This window comes from Streptomyces sp. NPDC058955 (assembly GCF_042741435.1).
Taxonomy (GTDB): Bacteria; Actinomycetota; Actinomycetes; order Streptomycetales; family Streptomycetaceae; genus Streptomyces.
Genome location: NZ_JBHYKM010000161.1, coordinates 1 through 13,546 on the forward strand (window position 1 = coordinate 1; position 13,546 = coordinate 13,546).

The 13,546-nt window shown below is 75.4% G+C and carries 12 protein-coding genes; 3 read left to right on the forward strand and 9 right to left on the reverse strand.

What is annotated here, in order from left to right; translation table 11 throughout:
• Nucleotides 1-117: 117 nt before the first annotated feature.
• The 6 genes from cseC to ACFW1I_RS35420 all read right to left on the reverse strand — a co-directional run bounded on the left by cseC (nt 118) and on the right by ACFW1I_RS35420 (nt 5,372).
• The gene (gene cseC / locus ACFW1I_RS35395; protein WP_384677706.1) at nt 118-1,434 is read right to left on the reverse strand and encodes a two-component system sensor histidine kinase CseC; all 1,317 of its coding nucleotides are present in this window, start codon (nt 1,432-1,434) and stop codon (nt 118-120) included.
• 3 nt (nt 1,435-1,437) lie between these two features.
• Nucleotides 1,438-2,148: a two-component system response regulator CseB gene (gene cseB / locus ACFW1I_RS35400; protein ID WP_384677707.1), complete on the reverse strand. Its 711-nt coding sequence runs from the start codon at nt 2,146-2,148 to the stop codon at nt 1,438-1,440.
• Between the two features lie 39 nt (nt 2,149-2,187).
• Nucleotides 2,188-3,000 carry a hypothetical protein gene (locus ACFW1I_RS35405; RefSeq protein ID WP_384677709.1) on the reverse strand — a complete coding sequence of 271 codons (813 nt, stop codon included), beginning with the start codon at nt 2,998-3,000 and terminating at the stop codon, nt 2,188-2,190.
• Nucleotides 2,988-3,584 (reverse strand): SigE family RNA polymerase sigma factor, encoded by a 597-nt coding sequence (locus ACFW1I_RS35410; protein WP_384677711.1) that lies wholly within the window; start codon nt 3,582-3,584, stop codon nt 2,988-2,990. The genes ACFW1I_RS35405 and ACFW1I_RS35410 overlap by 13 nt, the downstream gene beginning before the upstream one ends.
• Nucleotides 3,585-3,722: 138 nt before the next feature.
• On the reverse strand, nt 3,723-4,661 hold the full coding sequence (locus tag ACFW1I_RS35415; RefSeq protein ID WP_384677713.1) for an A/G-specific adenine glycosylase: 939 nt from the start codon (nt 4,659-4,661) through the stop codon (nt 3,723-3,725).
• Between the two features lie 33 nt (nt 4,662-4,694).
• Complete coding sequence (locus ACFW1I_RS35420) at nt 4,695-5,372, reverse strand: phosphatase PAP2 family protein (RefSeq protein ID WP_384677715.1); 678 nt, start codon at nt 5,370-5,372, stop codon at nt 4,695-4,697.
• Between the two features lie 215 nt (nt 5,373-5,587).
• On the opposite strand from ACFW1I_RS35420, the gene ACFW1I_RS35425 reads away from it, so the two are divergent.
• Entirely contained in the window at nt 5,588-6,472 is an 885-nt protein-coding gene (locus tag ACFW1I_RS35425; protein WP_384677717.1) for a hypothetical protein, read from the forward strand.
• 111 nt (nt 6,473-6,583) lie between these two features.
• Here ACFW1I_RS35425 and disA read toward each other — a convergent pair whose 3' ends face one another.
• Nucleotides 6,584-7,708 (reverse strand): DNA integrity scanning diadenylate cyclase DisA, encoded by a 1,125-nt coding sequence (disA, locus tag ACFW1I_RS35430; protein ID WP_030497825.1) that lies wholly within the window; start codon nt 7,706-7,708, stop codon nt 6,584-6,586.
• Nucleotides 7,709-8,029: 321 nt separating this feature from the next.
• A complete protein-coding gene (radA, locus tag ACFW1I_RS35435; RefSeq protein ID WP_384677720.1) occupies nt 8,030-9,436 on the reverse strand; it encodes a DNA repair protein RadA in 1,407 nt (468 codons plus the stop codon).
• A 226-nt stretch (nt 9,437-9,662) separates the two neighbouring features.
• On the opposite strand from radA, the gene ACFW1I_RS35440 reads away from it, so the two are divergent.
• Nucleotides 9,663-11,498, forward strand: a complete 1,836-nt coding sequence (locus tag ACFW1I_RS35440) for a hypothetical protein (protein WP_384677722.1) — start codon at nt 9,663-9,665, stop codon at nt 11,496-11,498.
• Nucleotides 11,499-11,540: 42 nt separating this feature from the next.
• Here the strand turns inward: ACFW1I_RS35440 and ACFW1I_RS35445 are convergent, their stop codons facing one another.
• Nucleotides 11,541-12,347, reverse strand: a complete 807-nt coding sequence (locus tag ACFW1I_RS35445; protein WP_384677726.1) for a hypothetical protein — start codon at nt 12,345-12,347, stop codon at nt 11,541-11,543.
• Nucleotides 12,348-12,499: 152 nt separating this feature from the next.
• Here ACFW1I_RS35445 and ACFW1I_RS35450 point away from each other — a divergent pair, with 152 nt between their 5' ends.
• Nucleotides 12,500-13,444, forward strand: a complete 945-nt coding sequence (locus ACFW1I_RS35450) for a Ppx/GppA family phosphatase (protein WP_384677724.1) — start codon at nt 12,500-12,502, stop codon at nt 13,442-13,444.
• The last annotated feature ends 102 nt before the right edge of the window (nt 13,445-13,546 follow it).

The window sequence follows — 13,546 nt, forward strand, 5'->3', positions numbered from 1 at the left end:
CGGGGGGGCGGGGCGCGCCCGGCGCCGGGGCGGGGGGCGTCGGGGGGGGGCGCGGCGGGGGGCGGGGGGGGGCGTCCGGCGCCCCCCCGCCCCCCCCCCCGCGTACCCCCGCCCCGGTTACTCCGGCAGCCGCAGGATCGGGAAGCTCCCCGTGTTCGTCGGCGCGTGGTCCGGCAGCCACAGCACCGCCACGGCCCCGCCGACCCCCTCCGGCGCCGCCTCGGAGGCCACGTTCCGGAAGGTCAGCCGGGCGCCGAGGACCCGCGCCTGGCCGGCCGCGATGGTCAGCCCCAGGCCGTGGCCCTGTCCCGCCCGGTCGCTGGTGCCGGTACGGAAGCGGCTCGGGCCCTCGCGGAGCAGCGCCTCGGGGAAGCCGGGGCCGTGGTCCCGTACGCGCACCACCCGGCCCTCGACGGTGACCTCCACCGGGCCCTTGCCGTGCTTGGCCGCGTTGGCCAGCAGATTGCCGAGGATCCGCTCCAGCCGGCGCGGGTCGGTCGACACCCAGGACTCGTGCACCACCCGGATCTCCGCGTCCGGGAACATCGACCGCACCCGGCGCTCCACGAACTCGCCGAGGGCGATCTCCTGGAGCTCCGCCCGCTCCGAGGCCCCGTCGAGCCGGGCCACCTCCAGGACGTCCTCGACCAGCGTCCGCATCGCCTGCGCCCGGTCCCGTACCAGCTCGGTCGGGCGGCCCGGCGGCAGCAGCTCGGCCGCCGTAAGGAGTCCGGTCACCGGGGTGCGCAGCTCGTGCGCGATGTCCGCGGTGACCCGCCGTTCGGCCTCGATCCGCTCGTGGAGGGCGTCCGTGAGCGAGTCGATCGCCCACGCCAGGTCGTCGGTCTCGTCCCGTACGACGCCGCCGACGGCGTCCCGCACCCGGACGTCGCCGTTGCCCTGGGCGACCCGCCCGGCCGCCGCCGCGGCCTTCCGCAGCCGCCGGGAGAGCTGCCCGCCGACCAGGATCCCGAGCGCGCAGCCGCCGAACACCACCGAGACCGAGCCGATGACCAGCGCCCGGTCGAGGTCCTTCATGATCGTGGCGCTGCGGTCGGCGAACGGGATGTGCAGCGACAGCACGTCGCCGTTGGCCAGCGGCACCGCCGCCCACACGTCCGGCGGCCCGCCGTGCCGGTGCTCCTGCACGTACGTGCCCCGCCGCTGGTCGCGCATCAGCTGGTCGAGCTGGTCCGGCAGCGCCGGGTCGTTGAGCTTGGCGCCGAAGCGCGGCTCCTTCGGCTTGGACGTCTCGTACAGGCGCTGGGCGAAGAGCAGCCGCTCCATCTGGACCTCGCGCGCGTTGTCCAGCATCGAGATGCGGGCGGCGTTGTGCACGACGACGCTGAGGGTGACCGCGATCAGCGCGCCGACCGCGGCGATGGCCAGGGCGATCTTCCAGCGGACGCCGGTGCGGAGCGGGAGCGCTCTCACCGATCAGCCCCTGAGCTTGTAGCCGAAGCCGCGGACCGTCTCGATCCGGTCCTGGCCGATCTTGGCCCGCAGCCGCTGCACATGGACGTCGACGACCCGGGTGTCGCCGCCCCAGCCGTAGTCCCAGACCCGCTCCAGGAGCTTGTCGCGGGAGAGCACGGTGTTCGGCGCCGAGGAGAACTCCAGCAGCAGCCGCATCTCGGTCGGCGTCAGCGCCACCGGCGCCCCGCCCCGCCGCACCTCCATGCCCTCGGTGTCGACCTCCAGGTCCCCGTCGCCGAAGACGAGCGGCCCGCCGTCGCCGGCGGGCTCCGCCGACCCGTCGCCCGCCCCGTTGCCGGCCGCGTGGCCGAACCGGCGCAGCACGGCCCGGATCCGGGCCATCAGCACGGAGCCGTCGAAGGGCTTGGTCACGTAGTCGTCCGCCCCGGCCTCCAGACCGAGGACGACGTCGATCGAGTCGGCCCGCGCCGACAGCATGATCACCGGGACGGTCGACTCGTCGCGGATGCGGCGGCAGAGGCTGACCCCGTCCATGCCGGGCAGCATCACGTCGAGCAGCGCGATGTCCGGGCGGTGGGCGCGGAAGGCGTCGAGCCCGGAGAGCCCGTCGGGCATCGCGGTGACGCGGAAGCCGTCCCGCTCCAGGGCGAGCTGGGTGGCCTCGCGGATGACGTCGTCGTCCTCGACGAACAGGACATGGGTCTCGGCCATCGTGCGGGGGTCCTTCGGTGTGTGTGGGGGATGGGGGGCTCAGCCGGCGGCGGACGGTTCCGGCACCGGCTGCGGCTGCTCGGTGGCGCCGTCGCCCTCGCCCACGGCCCTGCTGTAGTCGTTGTGCACCCAGTCGTGCTGGGTGAACCGGTTCCCCGACCAGCGGTACGTGATGACGTCCTCGCCCGACGGGTACGCGACCGGGTCGTCCTCGGCGTACACCTGCTTCGTCACGATCAGGTCGCCGCGGTCGATGGTGCCGTAGACCGCCGCGTCCTCGGCCATGAAGACGTTCTCGTAGCCGTTCGCGGTGGCCGCGTCGGGGGCGGCGCTCCCGCCCGACTGCTTGCGGTAGACGTAGGTGCCGATGCCGACCGCGTCCCCGCAGGTCATCACGTTGACGACGACGTCGGGCGCGGTGCCGTTCGTGAGGTTGCCGTACGAGGTGTCCACCGGATAGGCGTCGGCCACGCACGGCTTCAGGTCGTCCTTCACCCGGGCGCCGATCTTCGGGTCGCCCTTGAGCAGCGCGATCGGGTCCACCCGCTCGGCCGCCTTCGCCGAGCCCGAGGCCGCGGCGGGCGGGGTGGGGGCGGCGGCCGCCGTCGCGTCGGCGCGCGCCGCGCCCTCGTCGCGCGAACCCGTGCCGCCGGTCGAGCACGCGGCCACGAACAGGCCGAGGGCGGCGAGTCCGGCCACCGCCGTGACACCCGCCGCCTTCGTACCGGCCCCCCGGGGCGATCCGCCCCGGGCTCCGGCCCCGGCGCCTCCGCCGGCCGGGCCGCCGATCCGGTCGCCGGCCCCTTCGCCGGTTCTGCCGTCCTCGACTCCGCCGTCGTCTAGGCCGCGCACCGCTCGCGCCCTCCCTCGTCACCTCGCACGGCCGCCGCAGCCGACCGCTGTCCTCCGGTCCGCTCCACGGGCCGCCCCAGGGCGAGGGCGTTCATGTCCCGGCTCTCCAGCTCCTGGCGGAGCCGGGCGAGCGCGCGGTGAAGCGTCGACTTCACCGTACCCGTCGACATGCCCAGGGCCGCCGCGGTCTCCTCCGTGCTCATCTGCTCCCAGTGCCGCAGCACCACGACGCTGCGCTGCTTGGGCGCCAGCACCCGCAGGATGTCCATCAGCAGGGCCCGGTCGGCGTGCTGCTCGGTCGGGTCCTCCACGCTCGCGTCCGGAAGCTGCTCGGTGGGCACCTCCTCCAGCCGGCGCGCCCGCCACCACTCCGTCCGCGTGTTGATCATGACCCGCCGCAGGTACGCGTCCGCCAGCGACTTGTCCGCGATCCCGTCCCACCGGCCGTACGTGCGGACCAGGGCGGTCTGCAGCAGGTCCTGCGCGTCGACCGGGTCCGGGACGAGGCGGCGGGCGCTGCGCAGCAGCGCGTCCTGCCGCGTGCGGACGTACTCCTCGAAGTCGAGCACCTCGCCCTGGCTCATCCCAGCCGCCTCCACATCCCCGTGACCTGCTTGTTCTCCGTGTCGACGACGACGCTACGGAGCGGTTGTCACGGGGGTGTGCGGGGCAGCCGTCGGTGGACGCACGGCTACCCATCGGTTGTGTAACAGCCGGGACGCTCAGGTCAGCGGCAGCCGGTACCGCCCGCCGTCCAGCGGCTCCACCAGACCGTCCGAGACCAGGCCGTCCAGGGCGCGGCCGCGCTGGACCGGCTCGTCCCAGACGGCGTCGAGGGCGGACTGGGGGACGGGGCCGGGGGCGTCGCGGAGGACGGCGAGGAGCCGGCCGCGGACCTGGCGGTCGGTGCCGGCGTAGGTCTGGCCGCGCCGGGGCGGGCCGTCGTGGGCGGGCTTGCCGGAGAGCAGCCAGGCGCAGCGGTCGGCGATCGGACAGCGCCCGCAGTCCTCGTTCTTCGCCGTGCAGACCAGCGCGCCCAGCTCCATCGAGGCGGCGGCCCAGCGGGCGGCGGTGCCCTCGTCGTCCGGGAGGAGCGCCCGGGCGAGGCGCCGCTCGGCGGCCGTGGTGGCGTTCGGCGGGTACTGGACGCCGCTCGCCGCGCGGGCGAAGACCCGGCGCACATTGGTGTCGAGGACCGCGTGCCGCTGCCCGTACGCGAAGGAGGCGACGGCCGCGGCGGTGTACTCGCCGATGCCGGGGAGGGCGAGGAGCTGCCCGTGGTCGCTCGGCACGTCGCCGCGGTGCCGGTCCCTTATCGCCACGGCCGCCGCGTGCAGCCGCAGGGCCCGGCGCGGATAGCCGAGCCGGCCCCAGGCGCGGACGGCCTCGCCGGGCGGCTCGGCGGCCAGGTCGGCCGGGCGGGGCCAGCGCGCCAGCCACTGCTCGTACACCGGGAGCACCCGGACGACGGGGGTCTGCTGGAGCATGAACTCGCTGACCATGACGCCCCAGGCACCGGCCTCGGGGTGGCGCCAGGGCAGGTCACGGGCGTGCCGGTCGAACCAGGCGAGGACCGGCCCGTGCAGCTCGGCCGGGGCGACGGCGGACGGGGCCGCACCGGTGGGGACGGACAGGGAGGCGGGGGCATCGATGGAAGTCATGGCACCCCCGATCCTGGCACGTCCGGGGAGCGATCAGTACGCGCCGTGGCGCGCCCGCGAGCGGCGGTCGGGGCGCGCGGAGGTGTGCGCCGGGGTCGCGGGCCCCCGCCCCGCGCACCACACGACCGCCGCGCTCCGGCTGGACCGGGCCGTCTCCACCAGTGCCGTCATCGGCCGGCGCGCGGCCCGCATGACGAGGAAGGCGACGAGGCCGCCGAGGAGCAGGCCCGCGGTGACGTCGTGCGGGTAGTGGACGCCGACGAAGACGCGGGAGAAGGCCATGAGGATCGCCATGGGCACGGTCAGCCAGACGATCCCGCGCCAGGAGAGGGCGAGCGCGACGGCGGCGGCGCCGGCGATGGCGGAGTGGTTGCTGGGGAAGGACCAGTCGCCGTAGGCGGGGCAGTCGATGAGCGCGGCGGGTGCCCCGGCGACGGCCCGGCACGGCCGCTCCTCGTCGATCAGCGACTTCAGGCCCTCGCTCACCACGTAACCGAAGGCGGTGGCGAGGGGGGCGAGGAGCGCGAGGGTCATCGCCTGGCTCGATCCGGTCCGCGAGCGCCACCACCCGGCCAGGAACAGCGCGCCGAAGAGCAGCAGTCCGAGCTCCGTCCAGACTTCGGCGAGCCACTGGAACCAGTGCGGTGTGGTGTGCGCGAAGTCGAGGATGTCGAGGTAGAGCCGGTCGGAGAGGTCGAGGAGGTTGTCCATGGTGCATGACGCTAACCGGAATCCTGACCGTCGCGCCCCGGGCCAAGGAACGAGACGACCCCTGACGAAAGTGGGGGATGGGCGGCGGCAGGGTCGATTTCCGGCCGCGCTGGGGAGAGTTCCCGTCTCCGGAGGATGTGATCATCGGCAAAACTTGGGCTCTCGGGCGGCGGGTGGGGCGGGAGTTGGGCCGGATCTCTCGTAAGGTTCGGGGCGTGGGATCTTTGCGCAATCCGGTCGGGCCGCTTCCCTCCACCATCTACTGGCGACGGAGGGCGGTCGCGCTGTGCCTGATCGCGCTGCTCGCCCTGCTCACCCTGTGGGCCGTCACCTCCGGTGACGGGGGCGGGAAGAAGCCGAACGACGCCGCCAACGGCTCGGCCCCCGCGCCTTCCATCACCCCCGGCCCCGCCGGGACCGGACCGGCCATCAGCCAACAGCCGGGCGGCCGCGACGAGTCGGGCGACTCCGGCGACGCGGGCGACTCCGGTACGGCCGACGGCGGCGGCGACGGCGCGGGTTCCGGCTCCGACGCCGGTTCCGGTACGGACGCGGGCGCGGGCACGGGCTCCGGTGAGGGCGACGGCTCCGGTTCGGCCGGTTCCGGTACGCCGGGCAAGAACGGCGACACCGACGGCGCGGGCGGCGACGGCGGCGCGGGAGTCGGCGCGGGACAGCGCGTCCCGGCCGGTTCGCCGCTCCCGAACTGCCCCGTCGGCTCCCTGGAGTTGACGCTGCGCAGCGCCAAGCTCACGTACGAGCCCGGCGAGCGGCCCCGCTTCCACCTCGTCGTCAAGAACACCTCGGACGCCGACTGCAAGGCCGATCTCGGCCCCCGCGCGGCGGTGCTGAAGATCAGCGACCCGAAGAACGACCGGCTGTGGGCCTCCGACGACTGCCCGCGCCCCGGCGACCCGGTGCTGCTGAAGCTCCCCGCGGGCGCCACGATCACCCACACCGTGGAGTGGGACCTGCGCCGCAGCGCCCCGCAGTGCGCCACCGCCCCCGCGGGCGAGGCCGGTCCGGGCAACTACCTGGTCGAGGCGACCGTGTCCGGCGGGAAGACCGTCGCGGCGCCGTTCGCCCTCGCCAAGGACTGACGCCGGGGCGCACCGCCTTCGCGGGCGTCACCCGCGAAGGCGGTGCGCCCGTGATGGCGCCGCCCGCGAAGGCGCCGCCCACGACGGCAGCGCCCGCGAAGGCACCGCCCGTCAGACGTACCGCTCCAGGATCGACGACTCCGCCAGCCGCGACAGGCCCTCGCGGACGCTGCGCGCCCGGGCCTCGCCGACGCCGTCCACGGTCTGGAGGTCGTCGACGCTCGCCGCGAGCAGCTTCTGCAGCCCGCCGAAGTGCTCCACCAGGCGCTCGATGATCGCGCCGGGCAGCCGCGGCACCTTGGCGAGCAGCCGGTAGCCGCGCGGCGAGACCGCCGAGTCGAGCGTCTCGGGGGAGCCGCTGTAGCCGAGGGCCCGCGCGACGACGGGCAGTTCGAGGAGCTCGGTGTGGGAGAGCGCGTCCAGCTCGGTCAGCGCCTCCGCGACCGTGCGGGAACGCTTCGCCGTCGGCTCCGGCACGTAGTCCCGGATCACCAGCTCGCGCTCCGGCTCCACGCCCGCGATCAGCTCGTCGAGCTGGAGCGAGAGCAGCCGGCCGTCGGTGCCGAGCTCGACCACGTACTCCGCGATCTCGGTGGCGATCCGGCGGACCATCTCCAGGCGCTGGGCGACGGCGGTGACGTCCCGGACGGTCACCAGGTCCTCGATCTCCAGCGCGGAGAGCGTGCCGGCCACCTCGTCGAGGCGGAGCTTGTACCGCTCCAGCGTCGCGAGCGCCTGGTTGGCCCGGGACAGGATCGCGGCCGACTCCTCCAGGACCCGCCGCTCGCCGTTCACGTACAGCGCGATCAGCCGCATCGACTGGGAGACGGAGACGACGGGGAAGTTGCACTGCTTGGAGACCCGGTCCGCGGTGCGGTGGCGGGTGCCGGTCTCCTCGGTGGGGATGGAGGCGTCCGGGACCAGCTGCACACCGGCCCGGTGGATCTTGGTGATGTCCTTGTCGAGGACGAGCGCCCCGTCGAGTTTGCACAGCTCGCGCAGGCGCGTCGCGGCGAACTCGACGTCGATGACGAAGCCGCCGGTGCACATCGAGTCGACCGTCTTGTCCATGCCGAGGACGATCAGACCACCGGTGTTGCCGCGGAGGATCCGCTCCAGGCCGTCGCGCAGGGCGGTGCCCGGCGCGACCGCGCTCAGCGCCGCGCGCATCAGTGCTTCGTTGCCGGAGCCCGCGCCGGACTTTCCAGGAGCTGCTGCCCCGTCCTTGGCTGCCACTGCACTCCTCCGGCTCGTACGGATGGGCGAGACCAGGGCAAAGTCTAGCGACACCACCCCGCCGCCCTGGGCCGCACGCCGGTCCGGGGTGCTCCGGACGGGCACCCGCCGGGGCGGCCCGGTCGCGATCCGCCCTACCCGCCCGGCCGCGCGCCTACCCCTCCGCGACCCCACCGGAGTGACCGGACACCGACCCGGAAGCCCCTGCCGGCGCCCGCCGGGAGCGCCGCCGGGGCACGTCGGGAGCGCCGCCGGGGCGCTGATGGGGCCACCCGCCCCAGGCACCGCTCGGGCGCTCTGGGGCTCCGCCGGGGCCCTCCGTCAGCCCCCGGACTCCTCCGTCCGTCGGGCCGCGCGGCGGCCGGACGGCAGGACCCGCAGGGCGTCCCCCATGTCCGCGACCTCCGTCACCTTCATGCCCGGCGGGACCTTCCCCGGGTCGCCGGGGACCAGCGCGTGGGTGAAGCCGAGCCGGTGCGCCTCCGCGAGGCGGCGCTGTACGCCGGTGACCCGCCGCACCTCGCCCGCGAGGCCGACCTCGCCGATCGCGACCAGGTTCTTCGGCAGCGGGGTGTCGCTGGCGGCGGAGGCCAGCGCCAGGGCGATCGCCAGGTCGGCGGCCGGCTCGGAGAGCTTCACCCCGCCCACGGTGGCGCTGTAGATGTCCCGCTTGCCCAGCGCGCTGATCCGGCCGCGCTGCTCCAGGACCGCCAGCATCATCGAGACCCGGGAGGTCTCCAGACCGGAGGTGGTCCGGCGCGGGGACGGGATCTGGGAGTCCACGGTGAGCGCCTGCACCTCGGCGACCAGCGGCCGGCGGCCCTCCAGGGTGACCGTGAGGCAGGTGCCCGGCACGGCGACGTCACGGCGGGTCAGGAAGAGCCCGGACGGGTCGGCGAGGCCGGTGATCCCCTCGTCGTGGAGCTCGAAGCAGCCCACCTCGTCCGTCGCCCCGTACCGGTTCTTCACGCCCCGGACCAGGCGCAGGCGCGCGTGCCGGTCGCCCTCGAAGTGCAGGACGACGTCGACCAGGTGCTCCAGGAGCCGGGGACCGGCGATCGCCCCGTCCTTCGTCACGTGGCCGACGAGGAGCGTGGACATCCCGCGCTCCTTGGAGGCCCGGATCAGCGCGCCCGCGACCTCGCGGACCTGCGCCATGCCGCCGGGGGCGCCGTCGATCTCCGGCGAGGCCACCGTCTGCACCGAGTCCAGGATGAGCAGCGAGGGCTTCACCTCGTCCAGATGGCCGAGGACCGCGGACAGGTCGGTCTCGGCCGCCAGGTACAGATGGTCGCTGAGCGCGTTGATCCGGTCCGCGCGGAGCCGGACCTGGCTCGCGGACTCCTCGCCCGTCACGTACAGCGTGCGGTGCGCGTCGCTCGCCGCCTTGGCCGCCACGTCCAGCAGCAGCGTGGACTTGCCGACGCCCGGCTCGCCGGCGAGCAGCACGACGGCGCCGGGCACCAGACCGCCGCCGAGGACCCGGTCCAGCTCGTCGACACCGGTCGTGCGGGCGGTCGCCTGCCGGCCGTCGACCTGGGCGATGGGGAGCGCGGCGGTGGAGACCCGGCCGGCGGCGGTGGTCCGGACGGCGGGCGCGCCGTACTCCTCGACCGTGCCCCACGCCTGGCATTCGGGGCAGCGGCCGAGCCATTTGGCCGTCTGCCAGCCGCATTCGGTGCAGCGGTAGGACGGACGGTCCTTGGCGGATTTCGTACGGGCAGCCATGCCCCACACCGTAGCCGCCGCCACCGACAGCGGACCGCCGCCCGCTCCCGGCCTGTGGACGGACGGGTGCGGCCTGTGGACAGTCCGCCCCCGATCGCCCTCAGCCCGCCGCGACGGCAGCGGAACGCCTCGCTCCTGTCCCCTTTCGAGTGATGGCTTCACCCGTAAGGCTGAGAACGGCGGATCCGGTATGAAGAGTGCCCCCCTACGCGCCTACGGTCGCCCAGTGACGAGCAGCAGGCTGGACTCCTCCCGCACCCCGGGCGCCCACCGGGCGCGGCGCGGCCCGCAGCAGGGACCGCGCACGCTCGGCCAGCGACCCCCCGCCCGCTACGAGGCCGCCCTCGACGGGCTCTTCACGTACTGCCTCTCGGTCCTCTGCGACCACGACACGGCCACCGCCGTCCTGGGCGACGTCCTCGCCGCCGCCGAGCGGCACCACGGCCGCTGTCCCTCCGACGGGGAGGGCCGCACCGCCTGGCTGTACGCGCTGGCCCGCTGGGCCTGCCTGCGCAGCCTCGGCGAGCAGCGCCGTCGGCGCCAGGGCGCCCACACCGGCCGCCCCGCCGTCACCCCGCCCGCCCCGCCGCCGGTCTCCGCCGAGACCGCCGAGCGGCGCCGCGCGGAGCTGGCCACCCTCGCCTGGCCCGAGGCCGCCGGCACCACCCCGGAGCAGCGCGAGGCGCTCGAACTGGCCGTCCGGCACGGGCTGAGCCCCCGCCAGGTCGCCGCCGTCCTCGCCCTCGACCCGTCGGCCGCCCGCGAACTGCTCGCCACCGCCGCGTGCGAGGTCGAGCGCACCCGGGCCGCGCTCGCCGTGGTCTCCACCGGCAGCTGCCCCACCGTCGCCCGGCTCCTCACCGGCGACCGGCAGCTGATCCTCTCGGCGGCGCTGCGCGCCGAACTCGTCCGGCACGTGGACGACTGCCCGGTCTGCCGCCGCACCGCCGAGCGGGTCGGCGCCACCGCCCCCTGGCCGGGCGGCGGGGCGCGCGCCGTCCAGGACCGCCTGCCACTCGTCGAGGCGCCCCGGGCCGCCGCCTACATGGCGATGCTGCACGTCCCCCGCGCGCGTGCCGGTGCCCCCCGGTTCGCCCCGACCGGCTTCCCGATCGACCCGAAGGACCTCGTCGCCCGCCGGGACCGGATGCGGGCCCGCGCGGTCACCACCACGGTGGTCGCCGCCGTCGTCGCCGCCCCCGTGCTCGCGCTGTGGACCTCGTACCGGGGCGTCCCCGCGGGCGCCGAGGCGGGCCGGGACGGCTCCAGGGTCAGCGCCGACGAGCGCGGGGACGGGACGGAGGAGGGGCGCCCGTACGACCAGTACGAGAACGCCGGCAACGCCCGTGCGACGCCCTACCCCCGCGCCACCCAGGGGAGCCGTTCCCCCGACGTCTCCGTCGAGGTCGTCACCCCGGCCCGGTCCGCCGGCCCGGCCGCCCCCGCGCGGCCCGGGGACCCGGTGCCGGGCTGGATCGGCGTCACCGCGCGCTGCCTCGGCGACGTCACCCTGATCACGCTCACCGGGGAGGGCGGCACCCCGGTCGACTGGTCGCTGTGGACGGACGCGCCCTGGCTGTACGTGAGCCAGGCGTCCGGCACCCTCGCCCCCGGCGGGACCGTCACCGTCGCCGTACGCGTCGACCGGGCCCGTGAACCGCGCGGCCCCTGGAGCGCCCGGATCGGCGTCGATCCCACCGGCGCGGTGCTGCGGATCAGCGGCCGGGGGCCCGTCGTCCCGATCGACGACCGGGTGATCCCGCTCCCGCCGGTCACCACGACCGAGCCCACCACCCCGCCGACCGCGCCGCCGCCCACCGGCGGGCCGGTCGACCCGGGTCCGACCGTCCCGACCGAGCCCACGGAGCCGACGACCGAGCCGCCGACGACGGAGCCGCCCACCACCCCGCCGCCGACCACGGAACCCACCACCCCGCCGCCCACGACCGAGCCGCCGACGACGGAGCCGCCCACCACCCCGCCGCCCACGACGGAGCCGACGACCCCGCCCCCGACGACCGAGCCGACGACGGACGAGCCGCCCCCGCAGCCCTCCTCCTGAAGGCCCGCCGCCCTCCTCCTGGAAGGAGGAGGCAGGGGCGGGCTACCGCTTCGGGTCGGCCGGGTGCGGTGCCACCATCGGCAGCGCCGAGGCGAGCCGCGCCTCGCAGAGCCCGACCAGCACCTCGTACGCGTCCTTGCCCATCATCTCGATCAGCTCCGGCCGGTACGAGACGTAGACCGGCTCCCCGCCGCCGTGCGCGGAGGTCGCCGAGGTGCACCACCAGTGCAGGTCGTGACCGCCCGGGCCCCAGCCCCGCCGGTCGTACTCGCCGATGGAGACCTGGAGCACGCGCGTGTCGTCGGGCCGGTCGATCCAGTCGTACGTCCGGCGCACCGGCAGCTGCCAGCACACGTCCGGCTTCGTCTCCAGCGGCTCCCGGCCCTCCTTCAGGGCCAGGATGTGCAGCGCGCAGCCGGCGCCGCCCGCGAAGCCCGGCCGGTTCTGGAAGATGCAGGAGCCCTTCCAGCGGCGGGTCTGCCGGTCGCCGTCCTCGTCGACCTGCGTCCACCCCGTCTCGCTGCCGACGTCGTGGAACTGCCACAGCTCCGGCGTCAGCTTCGCCACGTGCTCCGCGACCCGCTTCTCGTCGTCCTCGTCGGAGAAGTGGGCGCCCAGCGTGCAGCAGCCGTCCGCCGCCCGGCCCGCCTGGATGCCCTGGCAGCCGCTGCCGAAGACACAGGTCCAGCGCGAGGTCAGCCAGGTCAGGTCGCAGCGGAAGACCTGCTCCTCGTCGCCCGGATCCGCGAACTCGACCCACGCGCGCGGGAAGTCGAGCCCCTGCTCGTCGGGCTCCGCGCCCTTGCGCTGTTTCGTCACGCCCTTGACGGGCGGCTTCGCGCCCTTCACATCGCGCGCGTACTTCACGTCCCGCACGTCGTGCGCGGCCTCGCCGCGCGCGGCACCGTCGCCACCGGAGGCACTGTCTTTGCCCGGCTTCGCCTTTTTCGTCTTTGGCACAACGCCAAGCGTATGCGGGCGGGAGCAGTAGCGTTTCCGCCATGAGACTCGGAGTCCTCGACGTCGGTTCGAACACTGTGCACCTGCTCGTGGTGGACGCCCACCCCGGCGCCCGCCCGCTGCCCGCCCACTCCCACAAGGTGGACCTGCGGCTCGCCGAACTCCTCGACCCGCGCGGGGCCATCGCCCCCGGCGGCGTCGAGCGGCTCATCGCGACCGTCCTGGACGCCCTCCAGGCCGCCGAGGACAAGGGCTGCGAGGAGGTCCTGCCCTTCGCGACCTCCGCCGTCCGCGAGGCCAGCAACGCCGACGAGGTCCTCGCCCGGGTCAAGGACGAGACCGGGGTGGACCTCCAGGTCCTCACCGGCGAGGAGGAGGCCCGGCTGACCTTCCTCGCCGCCCGCCGCTGGTTCGGCTGGTCCGCCGGCAAGCTGCTCCTCCTCGACATCGGCGGCGGCTCCCTGGAGGTCGCCTACGGCATCGACGAGGACCCCGACACCGCCGTCTCCCTGCCGCTCGGCGCGGGCCGCCTCACCGCCGGCTGGCTGCCCGGCGACCCGCCCGACACGGAGGACGTCAAGGCGCTGCGCCGGCACGTCCGCGCCCAGATCGCCCGGACCGTCGGCGAGTTCAGCCGCTTCGGCAAGCCCGACCACGTCGTCGCCACCTCCAAGACCTTCAAGCAGCTCGCCCGAATCGCCGGCGCGCCCGGCTCCAGCGAGGGCCTGTACGTGGAGCGGCTGCTGACCCGCGCCTCCCTGGAGGAGTGGGTGCCGCGGCTCGCCGCCATGACCGGCGGCGAGCGCGCCGCCCTGCCCGGCGTCTCCGAGGGCCGCGCCGCCCAGCTGCTCGCCGGCGCCCTGGTCGCCGAGGGCGCCATGGACCTGCTCGGCGTGGAGCAGCTGGAGATCTGCCCCTGGGCCCTGCGCGAGGGCGTCATCCTGCGCCGCCTCGACCACCTCCCCGAGGTCCTGTCCGGCGCCTGACCGGTCCCCGGCCGCCGCACGCGCGCGCGCGCGCGCCGCCCGCGCCCCCCCGCCCGTCTCGGGGGGGGGGGGGGATCTGGCACACCGCGGTGGGTGTGGGAT